At 62.3% G+C, this 21938-nt stretch carries 23 protein-coding genes; 15 read left to right on the forward strand and 8 right to left on the reverse strand.

The annotated features are described in order from the left end of the window. Nucleotides 1-97: 97 nt before the first annotated feature. The gene (locus tag AB4Z43_RS32350) at nt 98-1519 is read left to right on the forward strand and encodes a DEAD/DEAH box helicase (protein WP_038646681.1); all 1422 of its coding nucleotides are present in this window, start codon (nt 98-100) and stop codon (nt 1517-1519) included. 107 nt (nt 1520-1626) lie between these two features. Here the strand turns inward: AB4Z43_RS32350 and AB4Z43_RS32355 are convergent, their stop codons facing one another. Both AB4Z43_RS32355 and AB4Z43_RS32360 read right to left on the reverse strand, forming a co-directional pair. Then, nucleotides 1627-2601 (reverse strand): alpha/beta hydrolase, encoded by a 975-nt coding sequence (locus tag AB4Z43_RS32355; protein ID WP_441940779.1) that lies wholly within the window; start codon nt 2599-2601, stop codon nt 1627-1629. Nucleotides 2602-2694: 93 nt separating this feature from the next. Next, nucleotides 2695-3516, reverse strand: a complete 822-nt coding sequence (locus AB4Z43_RS32360; protein ID WP_064982892.1) for an SDR family oxidoreductase — start codon at nt 3514-3516, stop codon at nt 2695-2697. A gap of 226 nt (nt 3517-3742) precedes the next feature. On the opposite strand from AB4Z43_RS32360, the gene AB4Z43_RS32365 reads away from it, so the two are divergent. The 6 genes from AB4Z43_RS32365 (at nt 3743) to AB4Z43_RS32390 (ending at nt 8346) form a co-directional block, all read left to right on the forward strand. After that, on the forward strand, nt 3743-4777 hold the full coding sequence (locus AB4Z43_RS32365) for a cysteine synthase A (RefSeq protein ID WP_019857998.1): 1035 nt from the start codon (nt 3743-3745) through the stop codon (nt 4775-4777). Continuing rightward, a complete protein-coding gene (locus AB4Z43_RS32370; RefSeq protein ID WP_441940801.1) occupies nt 4777-5520 on the forward strand; it encodes an alanyl-tRNA editing protein in 744 nt (247 codons plus the stop codon). The genes AB4Z43_RS32365 and AB4Z43_RS32370 overlap by 1 nt, the downstream gene beginning before the upstream one ends. A gap of 38 nt (nt 5521-5558) precedes the next feature. Then, nucleotides 5559-6455: a 3-mercaptopyruvate sulfurtransferase gene (sseA, locus tag AB4Z43_RS32375; RefSeq protein WP_064982893.1), complete on the forward strand. Its 897-nt coding sequence runs from the start codon at nt 5559-5561 to the stop codon at nt 6453-6455. Between the two features lie 5 nt (nt 6456-6460). Continuing rightward, entirely contained in the window at nt 6461-7024 is a 564-nt protein-coding gene (locus AB4Z43_RS32380; RefSeq protein ID WP_027046818.1) for a GNAT family N-acetyltransferase, read from the forward strand. 116 nt (nt 7025-7140) lie between these two features. Next, the gene (locus AB4Z43_RS32385; protein ID WP_064982894.1) at nt 7141-7698 is read left to right on the forward strand and encodes an OmpA family protein; all 558 of its coding nucleotides are present in this window, start codon (nt 7141-7143) and stop codon (nt 7696-7698) included. A 180-nt stretch (nt 7699-7878) separates the two neighbouring features. Continuing rightward, nucleotides 7879-8346 carry a DUF1203 domain-containing protein gene (locus AB4Z43_RS32390; RefSeq protein WP_064982896.1) on the forward strand — a complete coding sequence of 156 codons (468 nt, stop codon included), beginning with the start codon at nt 7879-7881 and terminating at the stop codon, nt 8344-8346. A gap of 230 nt (nt 8347-8576) precedes the next feature. Here AB4Z43_RS32390 and AB4Z43_RS32395 read toward each other — a convergent pair whose 3' ends face one another. Together AB4Z43_RS32395 and ald are read right to left on the reverse strand one after the other, a co-directional pair. Then, entirely contained in the window at nt 8577-9872 is a 1296-nt protein-coding gene (locus AB4Z43_RS32395) for an outer membrane protein (protein ID WP_441940803.1), read from the reverse strand. Between the two features lie 211 nt (nt 9873-10083). Next, a complete protein-coding gene (ald, locus tag AB4Z43_RS32400) occupies nt 10084-11199 on the reverse strand; it encodes an alanine dehydrogenase (protein WP_019858003.1) in 1116 nt (371 codons plus the stop codon). Between the two features lie 156 nt (nt 11200-11355). Here ald and AB4Z43_RS32405 point away from each other — a divergent pair, with 156 nt between their 5' ends. Then, entirely contained in the window at nt 11356-11829 is a 474-nt protein-coding gene (locus tag AB4Z43_RS32405) for an Lrp/AsnC family transcriptional regulator (protein ID WP_010909317.1), read from the forward strand. Nucleotides 11830-11861: 32 nt separating this feature from the next. Here AB4Z43_RS32405 and AB4Z43_RS32410 read toward each other — a convergent pair whose 3' ends face one another. After that, complete coding sequence (locus tag AB4Z43_RS32410; RefSeq protein WP_441940783.1) at nt 11862-12509, reverse strand: 5-formyltetrahydrofolate cyclo-ligase; 648 nt, start codon at nt 12507-12509, stop codon at nt 11862-11864. A 162-nt stretch (nt 12510-12671) separates the two neighbouring features. On the opposite strand from AB4Z43_RS32410, the gene AB4Z43_RS32415 reads away from it, so the two are divergent. Further along, nucleotides 12672-13937: an NAD(P)/FAD-dependent oxidoreductase gene (locus AB4Z43_RS32415; RefSeq protein WP_441940785.1), complete on the forward strand. Its 1266-nt coding sequence runs from the start codon at nt 12672-12674 to the stop codon at nt 13935-13937. Nucleotides 13938-14087: 150 nt separating this feature from the next. Further along, entirely contained in the window at nt 14088-16067 is a 1980-nt protein-coding gene (locus AB4Z43_RS32420) for a bifunctional 2',3'-cyclic-nucleotide 2'-phosphodiesterase/3'-nucleotidase (protein ID WP_441940787.1), read from the forward strand. A 16-nt stretch (nt 16068-16083) separates the two neighbouring features. Here AB4Z43_RS32420 and AB4Z43_RS32425 read toward each other — a convergent pair whose 3' ends face one another. The 3 genes from AB4Z43_RS32425 to AB4Z43_RS32435 form a co-directional block, all read right to left on the reverse strand. Next, complete coding sequence (locus AB4Z43_RS32425; RefSeq protein WP_441940788.1) at nt 16084-16395, reverse strand: hypothetical protein; 312 nt, start codon at nt 16393-16395, stop codon at nt 16084-16086. Nucleotides 16396-16548: 153 nt separating this feature from the next. Beyond that, nucleotides 16549-17532, reverse strand: coding sequence for a glycerophosphodiester phosphodiesterase family protein (locus AB4Z43_RS32430; protein WP_441940790.1), 984 nt, complete (start codon nt 17530-17532; stop codon nt 16549-16551). Nucleotides 17533-17643: 111 nt separating this feature from the next. Next, nucleotides 17644-18900, reverse strand: a complete 1257-nt coding sequence (locus tag AB4Z43_RS32435; RefSeq protein ID WP_202360030.1) for an SAM-dependent methyltransferase — start codon at nt 18898-18900, stop codon at nt 17644-17646. Nucleotides 18901-19171: 271 nt separating this feature from the next. On the opposite strand from AB4Z43_RS32435, the gene AB4Z43_RS32440 reads away from it, so the two are divergent. From AB4Z43_RS32440 to AB4Z43_RS32460, 5 genes are all read left to right on the forward strand, one after another. Next, nucleotides 19172-19306, forward strand: coding sequence for a hypothetical protein (locus AB4Z43_RS32440; RefSeq protein ID WP_257784390.1), 135 nt, complete (start codon nt 19172-19174; stop codon nt 19304-19306). A 169-nt stretch (nt 19307-19475) separates the two neighbouring features. Then, nucleotides 19476-19766 carry a Dabb family protein gene (locus AB4Z43_RS32445; RefSeq protein ID WP_019858013.1) on the forward strand — a complete coding sequence of 97 codons (291 nt, stop codon included), beginning with the start codon at nt 19476-19478 and terminating at the stop codon, nt 19764-19766. Nucleotides 19767-19859: 93 nt separating this feature from the next. After that, nucleotides 19860-20747: a VOC family protein gene (locus AB4Z43_RS32450; RefSeq protein WP_441940792.1), complete on the forward strand. Its 888-nt coding sequence runs from the start codon at nt 19860-19862 to the stop codon at nt 20745-20747. Further along, nucleotides 20744-21604: a 3-deoxy-8-phosphooctulonate synthase gene (kdsA, locus tag AB4Z43_RS32455; protein ID WP_019858015.1), complete on the forward strand. Its 861-nt coding sequence runs from the start codon at nt 20744-20746 to the stop codon at nt 21602-21604. Before AB4Z43_RS32450 ends, kdsA begins: the two co-directional genes overlap by 4 nt. A gap of 86 nt (nt 21605-21690) precedes the next feature. Beyond that, nucleotides 21691-21894, forward strand: coding sequence for a dodecin family protein (locus AB4Z43_RS32460; RefSeq protein WP_019858016.1), 204 nt, complete (start codon nt 21691-21693; stop codon nt 21892-21894). Nucleotides 21895-21938: the final 44 nt, after the last annotated feature.

Here is a 21938-nt window from a genome sequence, read left to right on the forward strand (position 1 = left end):
GCCCGCCTTGTCGTTTCATATCAAATTTTTCGACGGCAGGTTGCGCCCTGCCGCCATTGATGTTTGCGGCAAAGAAGCCGCGTGAAAGAAGATTATTTTGACCAACGAAAACACATTGCCCGGCAACGATACCGCGGAACTCTTCGGTTTCGCAGCGCTGGGAATCACGGGTGCGCTGCTCAAGGCCACCCACAATGCCGGATTCACCGAACCGAAGCCGATCCAGATGCAGGCAATCCCGCCCCAGCTGGAAGGCCGTGACATTTTCGGCATCGCGCAGACGGGCTCCGGCAAGACCGCGGCCTTTGCGCTGCCTATCCTGTCGAAGATCATCGCGCTCGGCACCAAGCGGCGCGCCAAGACGACCCGCGCGCTCATCCTGGCGCCGACCCGCGAGCTCGCCGTGCAGATCGAGGACACCATCAAGATCCTCGCCAAGGGCGCGCATGTCTCGACGGCACTCGTGCTGGGCGGCGTCTCGCGCTTCAGCCAGGTGAAGAAGGTTGCTCCCGGCGTCGACATCCTCATTGCTACGCCCGGCCGATTGACCGACCTGGTGCGCGAGGGCGACCTCATCCTCTCCGACACCAAATGGCTGGTGCTGGACGAGGGCGACCGCATGCTCGACATGGGCTTCATCAACGACGTCAAGCGCATCGCCAAGGCGACCGCGCCTGACCGCCAGACGGCGCTGTTCTCGGCCACCATGCCTGACGAGATCGCCGAACTGGCCAAGGGTCTTCTGAAGAACCCGGTCCGTATCGAAGTCTCGCCGCAAAGCACCGCGGCGGCCGAGATTGTCCAGGGCGTCGTCTTCGCCCGCACCAAGCAGAAGCGCCAGGTTCTGTCGACGATGCTCGCTGACGAGGCGATGAAGTCCGTCATCATCTTTTCGCGCACCAAGCATGGCGCCGACCGGGTGACCAAGGACCTCGAGCGCGATGGCTTCAAGGCGGCCGTCATCCATGGCAACAAGTCGCAGAATGCCCGTCAGAAGGCGCTGAACGATTTTCGCGATGGATCGGTCCGCATTCTGGTCGCGACCGACATCGCGGCGCGCGGCATCGACGTCCCCGGCATCAGCCATGTCGTGAATTTCGACCTGCCGGATGAGGCGGAAAGCTACGTCCACCGCATCGGCCGCACCGGCCGCAACGGCATGGACGGCATCGCGATCACACTTTGCGATCCTTCTGAGAACAGCAAGCTGCGCCAGGTCGAGCGCATCATCCGCACCAAACTGCCGATCGTCGCCGACCATCTCGGCAGCCCCGATCCGCAGCGCAATCCGGCTGAAAAGAACGAGCGCTTCGAGCCCGCCAATGATCGCAACGACCGCAATGGCCGTCGTGACGGCCGGCGGCCGGGCGGCGAAAACAAGGGCAACGGCTTTGGCAAGAAGCGGTTCGGCGACAAGCCGGCCTTTGCCGGTGAGCGCAAGCCGGAAGGCGCCAAGCCCTTCAAGGGCAACAACAAGCGCCGTTTCGGCGGCAAGCGTCCGGCAGCGCGGGCTGCTTAACCAAGCCTCGTCGCGGTCGGCCAAGTCTTAGCGCTTGGCTGGTTGCCTGACCGATTAGAGAAAGGGCGGCCGAAGCGATGCTTCGGCCGCCCTTTCCGTCTGCGCACCTACTTCGCCACCGCCTCGACCCAGACGGCAATCCGTTGCGCGAGAAATGCCGTGGTCGATGGCGACAGCACGTCGCCGGCAATGACATGGTTGTCCGGGTCGCCGGTGTCGTCGACCGGCACCAGCTCGTGCGGTGCGCCCCAGCGCCCTGCGATTTCGCGGGTGCGGTCTGGCCGCACCACTTTGTCCGAATCCGAGAAGATGAACAAAGCCGGGATATCAGCCTTCTCCACCGGCGCCCTGTAGGCGAGTTCCGTCAACGCTTGCATCGGCAGCGTCGCGGCAACCGGATATTTGATGGTCCAGAACTTCTCGTGCAGCGCGTTGCGCGCCACAAAACTGCGCTCCTTGCCGATCACGAGTTCGGCGATCTGTTTGCCCCAGGGCATGGTCAGGATCTCGGCGCCGGATGCCTTCACACCGAAATTGGGCGAGATGAATGCAATGGCAGCCACCCCATTCGATGCCGCGGGCTGCGTAGCCGCCCATGCCGCCAGCGAGCCGCCGGTCGAGGTCGAGATGACGATCACCTTGTCGCCGATGGCGCGGCCGATGGCGAGCGCTTCCTCATAGTCGTTGATCCAGGCATTGACGCTGCCTTGCGTCATCGCCGCGCCGTCCTGCCCGTGACCGGTCAGGCGGGTGTAGAAGAGATTTGCGTCGAGCAGGTCGGCCACGTCGTCGGGCAGGGGGCGGACCTCGCCCTTCGAAGCCGAGAAACCGTGGATGTAGACGATCGACAGCGGCGTCTTGGCATGCACCATGGGATTGGCCCAGACGATCTCCTTCTCCAGCCCGTCGTGGATACCGGGCACGGCGGCCTCCACCTTTGCCACATAGGCCTGCGGATCGTCACCGACGACGGAAGGATCGAAGCGGATCGTGGTGTCGACGGGAACGCGCGGACCGAGGACGAAGGCCAATGCAAGGACGGCGACCAGGGCCAGCACAGCAAGCACGATCCGTCGCCCCATCGCAGACTCCACGCAACAACAACAAGCCTATGGTGGTGGCCATGAACAGGCAACGGCCGTTCAGGCAGCCACACCACCAATCCTGTGGGCATCCTATTCGTTGGGTGGCTTGCGCTCGTAATGCAGCGGCCTTGCCTTCCAACTGGTCATCAAGATGATCACCCATCGGCTTATCGGCCTCGGCAACATGGCGAGAAATTTCAGTGGCCAGCTCGTGCGGTAAGGAAACGTGGTTTCGAAGCCGCCGGATTTGATAGCCTTCACCATGCGGCGTGTTGCCCGGGTGACCGGCATCAGGCCTGGCATTGGCAGCATATTCTTTTCGGTCAGCGGCGTGTCGACAAAACCGGGGTTTATCACCTGGACGCGGATGTTCATCTTGTCGAAATCATACTTCAGTGACTCGGCCAGGATGTTGATCGCCGCCTTGGTGCCACCATAGGCGGCCGTGGTTGGCCAGCCGAAATAGGCGGTGACCGATCCGACCAGCACGACGTGGCCGCGCGACCGCACGCGCATATACTCCACGACCGGCACCAGGCCGTTGATGATGCCGAAATAGTTGACCTCGAAGGACCGGCGAAAGTCCTTGACGACCAGAGCCTCTCCAGGCGTCGAAATGTAGTTTCCGGCATTGAAGACGGCGAGCACGATGGGGCCGAGTTCGCTCTCGATCGCGGCCACCGTTCTTGCCATGCGCGGCTCATCCGTGACGTCACAGGGAAAGGCGGTGACGCTGCCCGGCATCTGCGCGGTCTCGACGATGAGCGTGTCGATCGGATCATCGTCCAGTGCCGTTACGGCCACCGTATAGCCCCGTGACGCCAGATCCCTGGCCAGCGAGCGGCCGATGCCGCTGCTGCCGCCCGTGACCCAGGCGACGCCGTGTTCCGGATCGGCCCGATAGAGTGTCATGTTGCGCCCTGCCGAGTTGTTGGTGCCTTGCTCTAGCGGTCAGGAAATCGAATGAAAAGAGTGCTTTTCGACCACGGGTGCAAATGAACTTTGGGATATCGAGCAGGCTGCAAGGGGTGTAGACGCACAGCAGTGCCGGAAATGCGACTGGACCAGGTGAATTCTTGCCTTGAAACCGAAGCTTCGGGTTTCTAGGGTTTCGGCGCATGCACACAAGGAATCTTGAATGCCCCGTTCTGTGATCGACGTGATCGGCAACACGCCTCTGATCCGCCTTAACAAAGCGTCCGAAGAAACCGGCTGCGAGATCCTGGGCAAGGCCGAATTCATGAATCCGGGGCAATCGGTCAAGGATCGCGCCGGCCTTTTCATCATCCGCGACGCCGAACGGCGCGGCCTGTTGAAGCCGGGTGGCGTCATCGTCGAGGGAACGGCGGGCAATACGGGCATCGGGCTGACGCTGGTCGCCAAGGCGCTGGGTTATCGCACGGTCATCGTCATTCCCGATACGCAGAGCCAGGAGAAGAAGGACACGATCCGGTTGCTCGGCGCCGAGCTGATCGAGGTGCCGGCCGTGCCCTACAAGAACCCCAACAATTACGTGAAACTGTCGGGACGGCTGGCCGAGCAGATGGCGAGGACCGAGCCCAACGGCGCCATCTGGGCCAACCAGTTCGACAACGTCGCCAACCGCGATGGGCATATCCGCACCACGGCGGAAGAAATCTGGGCTCAGACCGGCGGCAAGGTTGACGGTTTCGTCTCGGCGGTGGGTTCCGGCGGCACGCTGGCCGGCGTCGCTTTCGGGCTGAAGGCCAAGAACAAGGATGTGAAAATCGCGCTTGCCGACCCGCTTGGCGCCGCGCTCTACAGTTTCTACACCAGCGGCGAATTGAAGTCCGAAGGCAGTTCGATCACCGAAGGCATCGGGCAAGGGCGTATTACCGCCAATCTCGAAGGGTTCACGCCGGATTTCTCGTTCCAGATCAAGGACGAGGACGCGCTGCCGATCGTCTTCGACCTGATCCAGGAAGAAGGCCTGTGCGTCGGCGGCTCGACCGGCATCAACATTGCCGGCGCCATCCGGCTTGCCAGGGAATTGGGCCCCGGCCACACCATCGTGACCATTCTTTGCGACTACGGCACGCGCTACCAGTCGAAGCTGTTCAATCCGGAATTCCTGCGCGAGAAGAATCTCCCGGTGCCGGGCTGGATGGAACTGCAGAGCAAGATTTCGGTGCCTTTCGAAAAGGTCGCATGATGGCGCACAAGACGGAAGCGCTGTTTCGCGACGATGCCTATCTCGCCATGGCGGATGCGGCGGTTGCTGCCGTCAATGATCGTGGCGGCATCATTTTCGATCGGACGATCTTCCACGCCACCTCGGGTGGCCAGCCGGGCGATACCGGCTATCTCGAACGTGCCGACGGCAGCCGCATCGTCATTGCCGCCACCATCACAGGTGAGACCAAGGACGAGATCATCCACGTGCCGGCGCCGGAGCAGGCGGCCCTGGCGGTTGGCGAGAAGGTCAAACTCGCGATAGACTGGGAACGTCGGCACCTGTTGATGCGCATGCACGCGGCTTGCCATCTGCTTACCGTCGTTTGCCCGTTTCCGATCACCGGTGCGGCGGTTTCCGAGGACGATAGCCGGGTCGATTTCGACATTCCGGACGCCAGCTTCTCGAAGGAAGAGGTCACCGCGAGCCTGATGGATCTGGTGCGCGCCGATCATCCGATTTTCACCAGGCTGATCAGCGACGAGGAACTCGCCGCGAACCCAGGCCTGGTCAAGTCGAAGAATGTCCTGCCGCCGGTCGGCACCGGCAAGATCCGCCTGGTCTGCATTGGTGAGAATGGCGCGGTCGATAGCCAGCCCTGTGGTGGCACGCACGTGAAAAGCACCGGCGAAATCGGTGAAATCCACATCGGCAAGATCGAAAAGAAGGGCCGTGAGAACAGGCGCTTCCGCATTCGTTTCGGCCCGATGCCGGCCGCCTGACACGCAACCTAGCCCTACCCGGAACAGAAAGAACCAGAATGGCCGAAGACAGTCCTTTCACCGTCGATGCGGACTGGCTGCAGGCGCGCCTGGGCGAGCCCGGCCTGACCATCGTGGACGCGTCCTGGTACCTGCCGGCGCAGAAGCGCGGCGCGCGCGCCGAATATAATGCCGCCCACATTCCAGGCGCCCGCTTCCTGGATCAGGACGCGGTGTCGGATCCCGACGCTGCCTTGCCGCACACGCTGCCTTCGCCTCAGCATTTCGCGCAATATGTCGGTGCGATGGGCGTGTCCGCCGACGACACCATTGTCGTCTATGATGGTCCGGGTTTCTTCTCGGCACCCCGGGCATGGTGGATGTTCCGCATCATGGGTGTTTTCCAGACCTATATTCTGGATGGCGGTTTCGACGCTTGGAAGGCGGCCGGCCGCCCGGTAACGTCCGAGCCGACGAAGATCGCGCCAAGCGTGTTCCATGCCGACTTCGACGCCGGCCGCGTCGCCAGCCTCGCCGACATGCGCCGGATCGTCGAGACCGGCGCCAGCCAGATTGCCGATGCCCGTGGATCCGGCCGCTTCACCGGCGTCGAGCCCGAGCCGCGCGCGGGGATCCGCTCCGGCCATATGCCGGGCGCACGCAACGTGCCGTACTCCGCACTGTCGGAAAACGGCATGCTGTTGTCGAAGGACCGTTTGCGCAAGGTGATCGAGGACGCCGGCATCGACCTGTCGAAGCCCGTCATCACATCTTGCGGCTCCGGTGTCACCGCCGCGGTGGTTACGCTCGCGCTGGAGACGCTTGGCCACACCGACAACAGGCTTTATGACGGCTCATGGACGGAATGGGGCGGGCTCTCCGACACGCCTGTCGTGACCGGCCCCGCGACGGCCGGCCCCGCTAAGACCGGCCCCGCCAAGGCCAGCAAGGAATGAACGCGATGGAAAACGGTGTGCTGCAGGACATTGAAGTCACCGTGACTTTTCTCGAAATGCATGCCCCCCCTGCGGTCTCCCCGCCAGTGCCCTACAACCGCCAGGTCGCGCTGTTGAAGACCAAGGACATCCCCTTGCATTTCTATCGCTATTTGATGGACCGGGTCGGGCGCAAATGGCATTGGGTGAATGTTCTCAGGCTGGACGATGAGGAGCTTTCGGCCGGCATCCACCGCGAGGACCGTGACATCAGGGTGCTCTACCTCGACGGCGCGCCAGCCGGCTTCTTTGACCTCAAGCCGCATCTGCCTGATGAAGTCGAACTCGCCTATTTCGGCATGATGGAACATGCCACCGGGCAAGGCATTGGCCGCTGGTTCCTGGGTTCGGCGATTTCAGCCGCCTGGTCGTATGGGCCAAAACGAGTGACGGTGCAGACCTGCACGCTGGACCATCCGGCGGCTCTGCCGCTCTACCAGAAGCTCGGCTTCAAGCCGGTCGCGCAGAAGAAGGAGGTCGTGCATCCGCTGCCTTTCGCCGAGCGCTCGGCCAGCGTCATGCGGCCCTGATTTCAGCTGGAATCCGAAATCGGCCGGAACCTGAACCGGCCGTTCATCGGCGCTTCAGCCTGCCTTTGGCATCTTGCCCGCATCATCAATGCGGCTGAGGCCGAAGGAGGATAGACATGCTGACACGCCGTACACTTGTCGTCGCGCTGATCGCAGCGATCGCCATGCCGAGCCTTGCCGCCGCCCAGGCGACGACGCCTTCGGCCGCGACGATCGAGCGCAAGCTCGAGGCGACGCCCCGGGTGAAGTTGCGGCCGAACGAGCGTGTCACCATCCGCGAATTCAAGCGCCGGCCGGATTTGCGCCGCATGGCGCGCTCGATCGACATCCAGTCGATCAATTTCGCTTTTGGCTCGGCCGCTATTTCCAGTTCGCAATACGACAAGATCGAGAATATCGCCGACGCGCTGCAGCGCATCCTGCGCCGCGATCCCGGCGCCCGCGTGCTGATCGAAGGGCATACCGATGCCGTCGGTTCCTTCCAGTCGAACCAGATCCTGTCCGAACAACGGGCCGCTTCGTTGAAACGCACGCTGGTGCGCGAATTCGGCGTGCCCGGCTATGCCCTGGAAACCGTTGGCTACGGCGAGGAGTTCCTGCTCGTGCCGACGCAGAACGAAAACTGGCGGAATCGCAGGGTGACATTGCGACGCTTCGACGATTTCATTCGGTGAACCAGGGTTCGGTCAACTTTAATGAGCTGGCGTATTTTAATCGGCTGGCGCTATCGATGATGCTTTTGATCTATGGGAGGGACCGACATCGGATCGGTCCCTCTATGCCTTGGCAAGAATCGGGTGGGAAGCATTGGCCCGACCACATAATTTCCGGTCAGCAAACCGGAGGTTTTCACCATGGCCATTCAGTTCAAAGCGCTACCCAGCGAACAAGTCAGGACGCTGCAACGCGGCGGTCCCGATGCTTACGGCCAGACGCCAGAGCTGAGGATTTCCGACGGCGACGGCATGCCTTGCCGCCATTGCCTGAAGAACATCGCCGCCGGCGATGCCTATCTCATTCTTGCCTACCGCCCCTTTCCGGAGCTTCAGCCCTATGCCGAAACCGGGCCGATCTTTCTGCATGCGGAAGAGTGCGAGCGTGCGGCCGAGACCGAATTGCTTCCCGAGGTCCTCGAAAGCCCGGACTACATCGTGCGCGGCTATGGCAGGGATGATCGAATCGTCTACGGCAGTGGCGGGGTCATTCCTACCGACGCAATTGCGGCACGGGCCGAGACCTTGTTCGAGCGCGATGACATCGCCTACGTGCATGTCCGCTCGGCGCGTAACAACTGCTACCAGTGCCGGATTGAGCGAGCCTGAAACGCAAAGGATTGCGCCCAGGAAGCCTGTCGTACTCCCGTCGCATAGGTCGGATAGAACGCGAGTGTCGATAGATTGGCCGACCGCGGATGAACCGGCGGCGATCTCGATATCGAGGAAGCGGGGCTTTGGCTCCGCTTTTTTGTTGCCTTGGGTTCTGCGCAAGCCTTCAACGCAAAAAAGAGCCCGCCGGCTAGGCCGGCGGGCCGCAACTTTAGCCTGGAGGGCTTTTAGTTGAACTTGTACTTCGCGCCGATGCGCACGGTCTGGAACGAAGCTTTGTCGGTGAGTGTACCATCCGGTGCGCCAAATTCCGACGAGAAGTCCTTCTTGGCGAATTGCGAATAGCGATATTCGAGGCCGACCGTCACATTGTTCGAGACAGCTGTTTCGAGGCCGCCACCCACCGTGAAGCCGCTCTTGCTCCAATCGATGATATCGCCGACCGGGTCCGAAGCGTGCAGATCGAAATGCTGGTAGCTGTAGCCGCCGATGACATAGGCAAGGGTCGATTCGTTGACCTTGGCGCCAACGCGGGCCAAAGCATCGAAGCCATAATCGTTGTCGAGCTTGATCGAGCCGCCAGGGATGTCGAGTTTGGAGCGAATTCCAGAATAGCTGCCATCGAGCTGTACACCGGCAACCCAGCTGCCGAAATCGTAGTCATAACCAATGCTGGCTTCGCCGAGCACGCCTTCGCTGCCAATGCCATTGAGATCGAGAGCGCCGCCGCCGCCAAGGTCGACGCCAAGGTCGTGAACCGCCGTGCCGGCGCCAAGCGCACCACCAACATAGAAGCCGGTCCAGTTGTAGGTCGGGGCCGCAAATGAGGCGCCGCCACCGCTCTGAGCGCCGAAGCGATAGTTGGCGGCGATATGGAAGGTGTGGGTGGACGGCTCGACGTTCAGAGAACCTCCGCCAAAATCAATAACCGACTTGTCACCATAGTTCGCGTAGCGATACTCGGTCTTCAGCGTCCAGTTACCGCGCAGCACGGTTTCCATGCCCACGCCGAGAACATAGCCACCACGATCCTCGGTGAATTCGAGCCCATCGGCATCTCCAGACCCGTCCAACTTGAAATGCTGCCAGCTATAGCCGCCGAGCACATAGCCGAGCGTGCTTGGATTGAGGAGGTAGCCAGCGCGAAGGCCAACGTCGAAGCCGTAGGCATTGGTCAGGTCGATATCGGCGTCCGGAATGCTGATCGACGGGCCGATATTGCCGATATTGGCATCGATAAAGCCGCCGAGCAGGAAACGTTCATTGACCATATAGTCGTAGCCAGCGGTCAGTTCGCCGAAGACGCCATTGCCGCCGATACCGTTGAAGTCGACAATCGGCGCCACGCTGAACTTGTGCACGCTGGCGCCAAATCCGCCACCGATGCCGACATAAGCACCGCTCCAGTTGAAACCGGACGCCTCGACCGGCTGCACCACATCAGCCGCATGCGCGGCGGAGATCAAAGCCACTGCAGAAACGGCACCCAAAAGGAAAGATTTCGCAGAAACGCGAAGAAACATAGCCCAACCCCTAATCAATAAACCCACCACGTCTCTAGCAGGGAGTCGGTCAGACCAGGAATGACAAATATGCAACAGTTTTGGGCAAACCAAAACCTGCGGTCGACACTGTTCTGCCCAGTAACCAGGCCGCTGCCCTAGATCGGCCAATAAAAAGCCCGCCGGCGTGGACCGGCGGGCAAGAATAGCAAGTTGACTTTTTCTGGGTGTATCAGGCGGCCAGAACAGCTTTCGGCTCGACCAGCTCGTAGCCGAGCGCTTCGGCGACCGCCCGGTTGGTGATCTTGCCCTTGTGGACATTGAGGCCGTTGCGCAGGTGATGGTCGTCGACCAGCGCCTTCAGGCCCTTGTCGGCGAGCTGCAGGCCGTAGTGCAGCGTCGCATTGTTGAGGGCGTGGGCCGAGGTGACCGGCACCGCACCTGGCATGTTGGCGACGCAATAGTGGATGACGCCATCGACCTCGTAGGTCGGCTCGGCGTGGGTCGTCGCATGCGAGGTCTCGAAGCAGCCGCCCTGGTCGATGGCGACGTCGACCAGCACCGAGCCCTTCTTCATGCCCGATAGCATTTCGCGGGTGACGAGCTTCGGCGCCGCGGCACCGGGAATCAGCACGGCACCGACGACGATGTCGGCCGAGAAGCATTCTTCCTCGAGCGCCTCGACGGTGGAGTAGCGGGTGTGCACACGGCCGGCGAAGAGGTCGTCGAGCTGGCGCAGGCGCGGGATCGAGCGGTCGATGATGGTGACATCGGCGCCAAGGCCGGCGGCCATGCGGGCCGCGTGCAGGCCGACGACGCCGCCGCCAAGCACGGTGACCTTGCCGGGCAGCACGCCAGGCACGCCGCCGAGCAGCACGCCGCGGCCGCCATTGGCCTTCTGCAGCGCCGTGGCGCCGGCCTGGATCGACAGGCGGCCCGCGACTTCCGACATCGGCGCGAGCAGCGGCAGGCCGCCACGATCGTCGGTCACGGTTTCGTAGGCGATCGCCGTGACGCCCGAAGCGAGCAGGCCCTTGGTCTGCTCCGGATCCGGAGCCAGATGCAGGTAGGTGTAGAGGATCTGGCCTTCGCGCAGCTGAACCCACTCATTGGGCTGCGGCTCCTTGACCTTGACGATCATGTCCGACTTGGCGAATACGTCGGCGGCGGTCTTGGCGATGGTGGCGCCGGCGGCGCGATAGGCGTTGTCATCGGCACCGATGCCGGCGCCGGCGCCGGCCTCGACCAGCACTTCGTGGCCGTGCGCCACATATTCGCGGACCGAGCCTGGCGTGAGGCCGACACGATATTCGTGGTTCTTGATTTCCTTGGGGCAGCCGACGCGCATTTTCTTCTCCTGATCCGGCCCTTTTGGGCTCACTCCCTGTATTGTCGGAGTGAACCATGAATCGGCTCGCAAGTGTTTGCGAATGCGCTTGCGCGGGCAGGTCGGTTTCGATAATCCTTGCGTGAATTAGCAGGATATTCGCAGGATTCACGAAAAATGCCGCTCGACAGGATCGATATCGCCATTCTTGAGACTTTGCAGAAGGACGGCAGGATACCCAATGCGGCGCTCGCCGAGAAAGTTGGCCTGTCGCAGTCGGCCTGTTCGCGCCGGCTCGATAATTTGGAAAAATCCGGAACCATTCGCGGCTACCACGCCCGGCTGTCAAATGCCGCGCTCGGTCATCAGATGACGGCGATCGTGCATATATCGCTGTCGGGCCAGTTCGAGAAGACGCTGTCGGATTTCGAAGCAGCCATCAAGCGCTGCCCCAATGTCTTGTCCTGCCACCTGATGTCGGGCGAGTACGACTACATCCTGCGCATCGCGGCGAAAGATCTGGTCGACTATGAGCGCATCCACAAGGAATGGCTGTCGGCCATGCCGCACGTGACCAAGATCAACTCGTCCTTCGCCTTGCGCGAAATCGTCGACCGCACCGCCATGGGCATGAAGCCTGAGATGGCTTGAGCTTGCCGGCCTGACCTTGCTCTAGACGGGCTTCAGGCTTCAGTGACGATCCGATCCATCGGAATGTCATGCGGCTGCGGATAGATGGTGGCGATGCGCTGCAGTTCGTAGCCGACGCCGATGACCAGCGGCTTGACGGGCATGGCGGCCAGTGTGCGGTCGAAGAAGCCGCCGCCATAACCCAGGCGATAATTTGCCGGATCAATGCCGACGATCGGCGCGATGACGATGTCCGGCAGCACCGGATCGCCCTCGGCCGGGATCGGAATGTTCCAGACGCCCTTTTCCAATCGGTCGCCCGGTTTGTAGGCACGGAAGATCAGGGGGTGTCCTTTCTCGACGACGATGGGCAACGCTGTGCGGCCGCCGCGCTCGTTGACGGACGCCATCCATGATCGCAGATCCGGTTCGCCGCGAAACGGCCAGTAAAGGCTGACCATGCGGCCGCGGATCTCGCCGATGATCGTGTCGAGCCCTTTGGCGATGCGCCGAGACATTGCTGCTCGCGCGTCGGCCGAAACAGCAAGGCGGGCCGCGATCAGTCGCTCGCGTTCGGCCTTGCGCCAGCGCCGCACATCGGTCCAGTCGGACAGCGGCGCCCGGAATTCCGGATCGAACTCGTGCATGAAGCAGGGAGGCGAGGCATACTGTCCCGGACCTTGGTCATGATCGTTGGCCATGCGTCACCTCATAGCGTGTTCGGTGACGCTATACCTCGCGACACGATACAACTTGTGCATTCACGACATGGGACGGCGAGTCCCGGGCACTATCCTTCTGTTGTTGCATTGCACAAAAATACCTACATCCGGGACAGGTATCTTGCCATCAGGGTGAATGAGATGAACCAGGCCAGCCACCATGTTTTCGTCGTCGGCGCGGGGTTCGGCGGCCTCGAACTCACCCACGCGCTGGCTGGACAGCCCGTGCGCATCACCATGATCGACAAGCGCAACCACCATCTTTTCCAGCCGCTGCTTTATCAGGTGGCGACGACCGCGCTGGCGACCTCCGAGGTTGCCTGGCCGATTCGCCATCTTCTGCGCAAACGCAAGGACGTGACGACGCTTCTGGCCAACGTCGCCGGCGTCGACCGTACCGGCAAACGCGTGTTGCTCGATGACGGCAGCGCCGTCGCCTATGACACGTTGGTGCTCGCCACCGGCGCCCGTCACGCCTATTTTGGCCACGACGAATGGGAGCCTTTCGCGCCTGGCCTGAAGACACTGGAGGACGCCACCACCATTCGGCGGCGCATTCTCCTGGCCTTCGAGCAGGCCGAGCGGGAAACCGATCCCGCCAGACGCCAGGCGCTGCTGACCATTGCAATCGTCGGCGGCGGGCCGACTGGCGTCGAACTGGCCGGCACCATCGTGGAACTGGCGCACGACACCCTGCGCGGCGAGTTCCGCAACATCGACACGCGGCAAACGCGCGTGGTGCTGATCGAGGCCGGTGACCGCATCCTGGCCAATTTCGCGCCAGAACTCTCCGAATACGCCAGCAAGGCGCTCGAGCGGCTCGGCGTGACGGTCGAGCTCGGCCGGGCCGTCACGCGCTGCGACGCCGAAGGTGTCGTGTTTGGCGACAAGCAACTGGCAGCCCGAACGATCCTGTGGGCAGCCGGCGTTGCCGCCTCGCCCGCCGCCGAATGGCTGGGTGCGAAGGCGGACCGCGCGGGCAGGGTGCTCGTCGAGCCTGACCTCAGCGTGCCCGGCAGCCGGGAGATTTTCGTCATCGGCGACGCCGCCCTTGTGCTGCGGCCCGATGGTCGGCCGGTACCCGGCGTGGCGCCTTCCGCCAAGCAGGAGGGTCGCCACGTCGCCGCGACGATCAAGGCCAGGCTCGCCGGTGACAACACCGTGCGGCCATTCCACTACAAACATGCCGGCGATCTGGCGACGATCGGCAAACGCGCAGCCGCGATCGATTTCGGCTGGATCAAGCTCACGGGCTGGCTCGCCTGGTGGCTGTGGGGCATCGCGCACATCTATTTCCTGATCGGTTTCCGCAACCGGCTTGCGGTTTCCCTGAGCTGGCTATGGATCTACGTCACGGGCCAGCGCAGCGCCCGGCTGATCACCCATGGCGATGACGACAAGGCCTGACTTTTCTCCACTGTCCCATTCATCCGCCCGTCATCTCTCGCTGATGGATTGATGTGCGGATGCGCGCGACTTGTTGAGTGGACTTGAGCCGAATTCGGCGCGAAGTTCGCTGCGGGGCAGGGCGTGTCACGTTGTCAATGAGGAGAGAACATGTCGCAACTGCTCCATCCCGTCTCCCGCCGCGGTTTCCTCGCCGGCGCCGCAGCCACAGGGGCGCTGATCGTGCTTCATCCCTTCTCCGCCCGGGCGCAGGCCAACCAGGCGCATCTTCGGATCATGGAAACCACTGACATCCATGTGAACGTGCTGCCTTATGATTACTACGCCGACAAAGCCAACGACACGATGGGCCTGTCGCGCACGGCGTCGCTGATCGACGCGGTGCGCAAGGAAGCCGTCAATTCGATGCTGATCGACAATGGCGACCTGCTGCAGGGCAATCCGATGGGCGACTACATCGCCTACGAAAAAGGCCTGAAGGACGGCGATCTGCATCCGATCATGAAAGGCATGAACCTGCTTGGCTACGAGTGCTCGACGCTCGGCAACCACGAATTCAACTATGGCTTGTCTTTCCTGGACAAGGTGCTGGCGGGCGCCAATTTCCCCTTCGTCTGCGCCAATCTGATCCGCGGCACGGAGCTTGCCGCCAACCCGCGCGACGACAAGCTCTATCTCAAGCCGTATGTGATCCTCGACAAGAAGATCAAGGACGGCTCGGGCGCCGAGCAGCCGATCAGGATCGGCATCATCGGCTTCGTGCCGCCGCAGATCATGGTCTGGGACCTCAAGAATCTCGAAGGCAACGTCAAGACGCGAGACATCGTCGAGGCGGCGAAGGCCTGGGTGCCGCAAATGAAGGAAGAAGGCGCCGACATCGTCATCGCGCTCTCGCATTCCGGCATCGACGTGAAGCAGGGCGACATGATGGAGAACGCCTCGTTCTTCGTTGCCGGTGTCGATGGCATCGATGCCGTCTTCACCGGCCACCAGCATCTGGTGTTCCCCGGCAAGAAGGACTTCCAGTCGCTCGAAGGCGTCGACACGCAGAGAGGCACGCTGCGGGGCAAGCCCGCCGTTATGGGCGGTTTCTGGGGCTCGCATATGGGGCTGATCGACCTGATGCTGGAGCGTGACGGATCGAAATGGAAGGTCGTCTCCGCGACCTCCGAGGCGCGGCCGATCTGCGAGCGCGTCGACAACAAGAACAAGCCGACTGTTCCTGACGACAAGCGCATCATCGCCGCCCTCGAACAGGACCATCAGGCGACCCTGGCCTATGTGCGCCGTCCGGTCGGCAAGACCTCCGCGCCGCTCTATTCCTATTTCGCGCTGGTCGCCGACGATCCGTCGGTGCAGGTCGTCAGCCAGGCGCAGACCTGGTACTTGAAGGATATTCTCAAAAACACGCAGTGGAAGGACGTGCCGCTGCTGTCGGCCGCTGCTCCCTTCAAGGCGGGCGGGCGCAACGGCGCCGACTACTACACCGACGTGCCGGCCGGCGACATTGCCATCAAGAACGTCGCCGACCTCTATCTCTACCCGAACACCGTGCGGGCCGTTGAGATCACGGGGGCGCAGGTGAAAGAATGGTTGGAGATGTCGGCCGGCATTTTCAACAAGATCGAGGTGGGGAAGGCTGATCAGGCGCTCATAAACACCGATTTCCCGTCCTACAATTTCGACGTCATCGATGGCGTCTCCTACAAGATCGACCTGTCGCAGCCGCCGAAATATGATGCCAAAGGCGGAGTGGCGAACGCCGGCGCCAACCGCATCGTCGACTTGATGTTCGACGGAAAACCAATTGATCCCAATCAGAAATTCGTCGTCGCGACCAACAACTACCGAGCCGGCGGCGGCGGCAATTTCCCCGATATCAATGCCTCGAAGATCATCTATGAGGCGCCGGACACCAACCGCGACGTCATCGTTCGCTACATTGTGAGCCAGGGCACGATCAACCCGTCGGCCGACGGCAACTGGTCGTTCGCACCGCTGCCGGGAACCAGCGTCGTGTTCGAGACAGGCGTCAGGGCAAAGGATTTCATTGCCGATATGAAGTCGCTGAAGATTGAACCGGCGGGCGAGGGCGAAGCGGGGTTCGCTAGATATCGCATCCTTCTCTGATCCGCATCGCACAGCGTCAGTTTGCAGGCGCCGGCGCCAGCGGCAAGGCCGTCGCGGGGGCTTGCGGGCTGATTGGCTGCGTCGGCTCGAGGGACGTGCCAGTCGGGTCGCTGGGCACGGTCAGGGGCGACGTACCGGCCGGAGTGTGCACCTCGTGGATGGTCGAGGTTGGCGTGTTGTCGATGAGATCGCTCGCACCAGGCGTCAAGGCTGGGCTGAGGCTGCGGCCCAGCGGATCATTCATGACTGTTGGTGGAACTACGCGCCGTGCTTCGGCGGCGGATAGGGCGGCAAGCAGGATGGCAATGGCGGTAACAGTTCGCTTCAAGGAAGCCTCCTATGATCAGAGGCGCTCGGCGTTGGGTTGGGCGCGGGCGTCGGATGCGTCGAAACGATAGCCGCGTGATCCCGGTTTCATCACGTTCGTATCAAGAGGTTGCGATCGAAGGGGGTGAAGGGGCACAACAGCGGGCCGGCTGGCCTAGGATGCAAAACGCTGCTTGATCACAGGCATGACGCGATCCAGCGCATCCGTGGAAATGCCGCCGGAATAGCCATCCGGCAATTGGTTGATGAGTTGGGGATCGTCCAGCCCTTGCGAAAAACCGCCGCCCGAATAGGGGCCGAGTAGGTAGACGCGCGTGTCGACGTCCTGCATGCGGTCGAGAAAACGGTCGGGCCAACCCCACATCCATTTGGCGACGTTGATGGGGATCAGCAGTATGCCCTGGCGGCAGGCATCCGGAACATATCCGCTCCACCCCAGCGCGGCGTATCGTGCGATGCATTGCGTGAGCGACGCCCGGCTCAGCGTATGCATGTCCGGCAGCGCCGCCTTGACCGCGGCAATCGGCTTGTCGCCGCCATAGACCGAAAGGTAGCCGCGCTCCGCGGGCGTCAGCTTGGCGAGCCAGTCAGCGAGCGCCTCGCCTTCATGGGGATCGTTGCTCTTGACGTTGATGTTGAAGCGGCGAGCCGGGAAGTGCGACAGGACCTCGTCTAGCGACGGCATCATACCGATCCCCTTGCCGCGAAACGGGTAGGTCTTGCCGCCATCGGCCGTGTAGCCGTAGCCGATGTCGAGCGTCTTCAACTCGGTCATGGAATGGCCGCGGGTCTCGCCCTTGCCTTCGGTCCGGCAATCCAGCGTCCAGTCGTGGAAGACAGCGAACTTGCCGTCCGTCGTCGGGTGGACATCGAGTTCGAGCGCGTCCGCGCCAAGCGCGAAGGCAGCTTCCATCGAGGCGATCGTGTTCTCGAGGTGGGCATGGCGCGGCGGCAGCATGCGACTGGCCGTGCATGTGTCGGACCCAAGATCCGTGCGGTCGAAATCCTGGGCAAGACCGCGATGGGCAAGTACTGCCGGAAAGCCGGCAGGACGGCTCGACGGCAATGAGCTGTTGTTGAGCCAGATACCTCCCAAGGCGACGGTGACGCACGTGAAGAAGATTGTCCGTTTGCGCATGATTTATCGATTCGCCTGTCCCGGGCGACATCCTGCTTGAGGATCGGACTTTTTGACGGCGATCACAGGGCGATGTCGAGATCAGGCCCGACATCGGCAGTTCGTGGCGACCTAGGCCTTGTAGACCACTTGCCGCACATCGATGTAGCTGGCGCGGAAACCGGCTTCGCAATAGTGCAGGTAGAACTCCCAGAGCTTCTTGAAGCGATCGTCGAAGCCGAGCGGCACGATCTTCTCCCAGGATCCCCAGAAACGGTTGCGCCATTCGGCGAGCGTGCGCGCATAGTCATCGGGAAACACGCGCTCACGCAGATGCGCAAGGCCATGATCCTTGCCGAGCGACTTCAGGATCGACGGTGTCGGCAGCATGCCGCCCGGGAACACATACCGCTGGATGAAATCCGGCCTGGCGCGATAGGTGTCGTAGGCGGCCTCGTTGATGGTGATGATCTGCAGGCCCGCAGTGCCGCCGGGCCTCAGGCAGGACTTCATCTTCGAGAAGAACACAGGCCAGTATTTCTCGCCGACCGCTTCGAACATCTCGATCGAGGCGATGCGGTCGTAAGTTCCCGTTTCGTCGCGGTAATCCTGCAGCTTGATGTCGACCTTGTCGGCAAGTCCCGCCTTGGCGATGCGTGCCTTGGCGAAATCGTGCTGTTCGCGGCTGATCGTCAGCCCGGTCACGTGGCAGCCGATTTCGCGCGCCGCGAATTCGGCAAAACCGCCCCAGCCGCAGCCGATCTCCAGCACATGATCCTTTCGGCCGATACCCGTGTCCCTGGCCAGCGCCCGATATTTGGCGGCCTGCGCGCTCTCCAGGTCGTTGGCGCCATGCGTGTAGAGCGCCGAGGAATAGGTCATGCTCGGGTCGAGCCATTCCTTGTAGAAGGCGTTACCGAGATCGTAATGCGCGGAGATGTTGCGCTTCGAACCGGTGCGTGTGTTCTCGTTGAACCAGTGGCGGATGCGCTGGACGGTGTTGATGAGCCAGCTGGCGCCGCCGGCGACGCGTTCGCCGATCGCCGAATTGACCACGAACAATTCCAGGAAACTGGTGACGTCAGGGCTTTCCCAATCGCCGTCCATGTAGGATTCGGCAACGCCGATCGTGCCGCCGGAAAAGGCGCGGCCTGGCAGGCGCCAGTTCTTGAGCACCAGCTCGGCGTCCGGGCCGGGTCCCTTGCCGCCAACCAGAACGGCTCGGCCATCCGGCATCCTGACCTTGAGCGAACCGCGCGGCAGGTTCATCGCCGCCGACAGCACCATGCGCGCCTTGGCCGGCAGGCCCTTGACGATCTCGGCGAAATTGAACTCGTCGAGCCTGACCGCTTCGCCCGGCGCTACGCTATGATGGTCCCCGTCTGCCATTTCATGCCCCTGGATTTCCGTGGTGCCGGCGCAAATTGCCGGGTCACGGTTCTCTTGGATCATTCGCCAGGTTCGAACGTCTTGCCTGGTCCCGGGAGCTCCCAGTGCTTCCCAGTGAATGCCTGCCACAATCTTCCACGTGATGAGGGGGAACTTCAAGAGGCAGGCCATGGCTGGGCTGTGCCACGTGGCATCTGGGCCTTGCGTAATGCTGCTGTCCACAATCAAAAACGTCTATGGCCGCCGCAGCGCATGTGCGATAGCTTTAGCCATGCGTTATGTAATCGTCATTGCGGCAATCGCGTTCTTCCTGATCTGGGACGGTCTCTACAATCAAGGCCGGTATCTCGACATTTCGGTCAGGGAGCTCAACCACGTCGTGCGTTACGTCACCGGCAAGGCCTGAATATCCCGCCCGAAGAGAGCAACCTGGCGCGTCGTGCGACGTGCCCGTTGCTGCTTGATCAGGTCCCGCACCGTTGAGGCGCGTCGCAAAGACGCGTGGCGCCATGAACGGTTGACGCGAGGAAACCGCCGTCACAAAAGACCCCGGCATTCAGATCGAGGAGGCGGGATTGATCCGGCATATCGTTTTCTTCAGCGCACGGCGCAAGGAGGATGTGGAGGCAGTGCGCAGCGGGCTGCTGGAACTCGGCAACATTCCTCATTCCAGTCTCTTCGAGGTCACTTTGAACACCAAGGTCGACCCGCTGTCGGACGAAGTTGATGTCGTCGTCTACGCCGAATTTCCCGATGACGCGGCGCTGGCCGCCTACAAGGCGCATCCGCTCTATGCGCAGACCACAGCCAAGGTCAAACCTTTGCGCGAACTGCGCTATTCCGCCGATGTCGTGGCCGGCAGCTGATCCCGGGCGCGGTTCTGGATATCGACAAGTCCCGGCGGCCGCCGAGGGGAAATGGCCTTGAACCGCTCTTTGGAATGATGCACACCGCGCCTGATGACCGACAGACCAACCACCGGCACGCATCCGCTTGACCATCTCGTTCTGCCGACCGGGAGCCTCGAGGTGGCGCGAGCCCGGCTCGCTGCGCTGGGCTTCGTCGTCGCGCCGACCGGTATCCATCCCTTTGGAACGGAAAACTGCTGCGTTTTCCTCGCTGACGGCACCTATCTGGAGCCGCTCGCGATCGGCAATGAACAGGCAGCGATCGGCGCAACGGCCGCCGGCAACGTCTTCGTCGCGCGCGACCGCCTCTATCGCGACAGCCGCGGCGATGAGGGGTTTTCGGCTGTGGTCCTGGGGACCGACAATGCCGATACCGACCATGCACGCTTTGTCGACGCCGGTCTGTCGGCGGGAGACACACTGAGCTTTTCGCGCGCTTTCACTGATACGTCGGGCAAGAGCGATACCGCATCGTTCAAGCTCGCCTTTGCCGCGACCCGTGGAGCACCCGACGCGTTCCTGTTCGCCTGCCAGCGGATCAATGCGCCAAAGGTGGACCGTGCGGCCTTGCAGGCTCATGCCAACAGAGCCAGCGGAATCCTCGAGGTGGTGGCGGTCAGTGACCAGCCTACCGAACAGAGCAGGCTGGTTTCCGTGGCGGTGAACGATCCTGCCGACGCTAAGGACGGCGCGTTTCTCCTGCCGAATGCAACCTTGAGCGTGCTTGACCCCAAATCTTTCACCGCTCGCTTTGGCATCCCGGCGGGTTCATCCACAAAGCTCCGCTTCGCCGCGATCGTCTTTGCGGTCCGCAGCATCGATGCCGCGTCGAGCCTGCTTGCAGCCAATGCTATACAGCACGATATAGCAGGCGCTGATATTGTCGTGCGGCCGGCATCCGGACAGGGCGCGGCTTTCATCTTCCGGGAGATACAATGAACAAGCCCCAAGTGCCCAATTCGATGGCGCCCAATTCGTCGGTAACGGTCGGTAATGTCGTCTTCGACAACAAGGCGGCCTTGGCGCTGATCGCCGGCCCGTGCCAGTTCGAATCGCGCCAGCATGCCTTCGACATGGCCGGTGCGCTGAAGGAGCTGACGGCCAAGCTCGGCATCGGCCTCGTCTACAAGACCAGCTACGACAAGGCCAACCGCACCTCGCTGTCGGCAACGCGCGGCGCTGGCATGGATGCCGCACTTCCGGTCTTCGACGAATTGCGCAAGGAATTTTCGCTTCCCGTGCTGACCGATGTCCACACCGAGGAACAGTGCGCGATCGTCGCGCCGCATGTCGATGTGCTGCAGATCCCGGCCTTCCTGTCGCGCCAGACCGACATGCTGGTCGCCGCCGCGAAAACCGGCAAGGTCATCAACGTGAAGAAGGGGCAGTTCCTCGCGCCCTGGGACATGAAGAACGTGGTCGCGAAGATCACCGGTTCGGGCAACGCCAACGTTCTGACCACCGAGCGCGGCGCGTCCTTCGGCTACAACACGCTGGTGTCTGATATGCGCGCTCTGCCTGTCATGGCCGAGATCGGCGCGCCGGTGATCTTCGACGCCACGCATTCGGTCCAGCAGCCGGGCGGGCAGGGCGGCTCGTCTGGTGGCGAGCGCCGCTTTGTCGAGACGCTGGCTCGTGCGGCCGTCGCCGTTGGCGTCGCCGGTGTCTTCATCGAGACCCACCAGGATCCCGACAATTCGACGTCTTCCGATGGGCCCAACATGCTGCCGCTGAAGGATATGCCGGCGCTCCTGGAAAGGCTGATGGCTTTCGACCGGATCGCGAAGGGCCGCTGAGCCGGCGCTTCCTGCCTGTGCTTGTGGTTGCGAGGGACCGGTTGTACGCTTGGCCGGCAAATGAGCGTTTTGGCAGGAGGAAGCCAATGTCCGTCGCCCGCGTCACCGAAATCACCTCGTCGTCGAAGAAGAGCTTTCAGGACGCCATCGAGAAGGGAATCGCCCGCGCGGCGAAAACCCTCAAGAACGTGGAAGGCGCCTGGATCCAGGATCAGAAGATCGTCGTCGAGGACGGCAAGATCGCTGCCTATCGCGTCAACATGAAGGTGACTTTCATCCTCGCGGAGTGATTGGTCGCCGCCGAAAAACTCGGGAACTTTCACCCGCGCCCCTC

This window comes from Mesorhizobium sp. 2RAF45 (assembly GCF_052115225.1).
GTDB classification, from domain to species: domain Bacteria; phylum Pseudomonadota; class Alphaproteobacteria; order Rhizobiales; family Rhizobiaceae; genus Mesorhizobium; species Mesorhizobium jarvisii.

What these genes read in the sequence shown, in the direction of transcription:
- AB4Z43_RS32355 (WP_441940779.1), bottom strand. Translation starts at nt 2,601, where the DNA reads ATGGGGCGACGGATCGTGCTTGCTGTGCTGGCCCTGGTCGCCGTCCTT.
- AB4Z43_RS32360 (WP_064982892.1), bottom strand. Translation starts at nt 3,516, where the DNA reads ATGACACTCTATCGGGCCGATCCGGAACACGGCGTCGCCTGGGTCACG.
- AB4Z43_RS32365 (WP_019857998.1), top strand. Translation starts at nt 3,743, where the DNA reads ATGCCCCGTTCTGTGATCGACGTGATCGGCAACACGCCTCTGATCCGC.
- AB4Z43_RS32370 (WP_441940801.1), top strand. Translation starts at nt 4,777, where the DNA reads ATGGCGCACAAGACGGAAGCGCTGTTTCGCGACGATGCCTATCTCGCC.
- sseA (WP_064982893.1), top strand. Translation starts at nt 5,559, where the DNA reads ATGGCCGAAGACAGTCCTTTCACCGTCGATGCGGACTGGCTGCAGGCG.
- AB4Z43_RS32380 (WP_027046818.1), top strand. Translation starts at nt 6,461, where the DNA reads ATGGAAAACGGTGTGCTGCAGGACATTGAAGTCACCGTGACTTTTCTC.
- AB4Z43_RS32385 (WP_064982894.1), top strand. Translation starts at nt 7,141, where the DNA reads ATGCTGACACGCCGTACACTTGTCGTCGCGCTGATCGCAGCGATCGCC.
- AB4Z43_RS32390 (WP_064982896.1), top strand. Translation starts at nt 7,879, where the DNA reads ATGGCCATTCAGTTCAAAGCGCTACCCAGCGAACAAGTCAGGACGCTG.
- AB4Z43_RS32395 (WP_441940803.1), bottom strand. Translation starts at nt 9,872, where the DNA reads ATGTTTCTTCGCGTTTCTGCGAAATCTTTCCTTTTGGGTGCCGTTTCT.
- ald (WP_019858003.1), bottom strand. Translation starts at nt 11,199, where the DNA reads ATGCGCGTCGGCTGCCCCAAGGAAATCAAGAACCACGAATATCGTGTC.
- AB4Z43_RS32405 (WP_010909317.1), top strand. Translation starts at nt 11,356, where the DNA reads ATGCCGCTCGACAGGATCGATATCGCCATTCTTGAGACTTTGCAGAAG.
- AB4Z43_RS32410 (WP_441940783.1), bottom strand. Translation starts at nt 12,509, where the DNA reads ATGGCCAACGATCATGACCAAGGTCCGGGACAGTATGCCTCGCCTCCC.
- AB4Z43_RS32415 (WP_441940785.1), top strand. Translation starts at nt 12,672, where the DNA reads ATGAACCAGGCCAGCCACCATGTTTTCGTCGTCGGCGCGGGGTTCGGC.
- AB4Z43_RS32420 (WP_441940787.1), top strand. Translation starts at nt 14,088, where the DNA reads ATGTCGCAACTGCTCCATCCCGTCTCCCGCCGCGGTTTCCTCGCCGGC.
- AB4Z43_RS32430 (WP_441940790.1), bottom strand. Translation starts at nt 17,532, where the DNA reads ATGCGCAAACGGACAATCTTCTTCACGTGCGTCACCGTCGCCTTGGGA.
- AB4Z43_RS32435 (WP_202360030.1), bottom strand. Translation starts at nt 18,900, where the DNA reads ATGGCAGACGGGGACCATCATAGCGTAGCGCCGGGCGAAGCGGTCAGG.
- AB4Z43_RS32440 (WP_257784390.1), top strand. Translation starts at nt 19,172, where the DNA reads ATGCGTTATGTAATCGTCATTGCGGCAATCGCGTTCTTCCTGATCTGG.
- AB4Z43_RS32450 (WP_441940792.1), top strand. Translation starts at nt 19,860, where the DNA reads ATGACCGACAGACCAACCACCGGCACGCATCCGCTTGACCATCTCGTT.
- kdsA (WP_019858015.1), top strand. Translation starts at nt 20,744, where the DNA reads ATGAACAAGCCCCAAGTGCCCAATTCGATGGCGCCCAATTCGTCGGTA.
- AB4Z43_RS32460 (WP_019858016.1), top strand. Translation starts at nt 21,691, where the DNA reads ATGTCCGTCGCCCGCGTCACCGAAATCACCTCGTCGTCGAAGAAGAGC.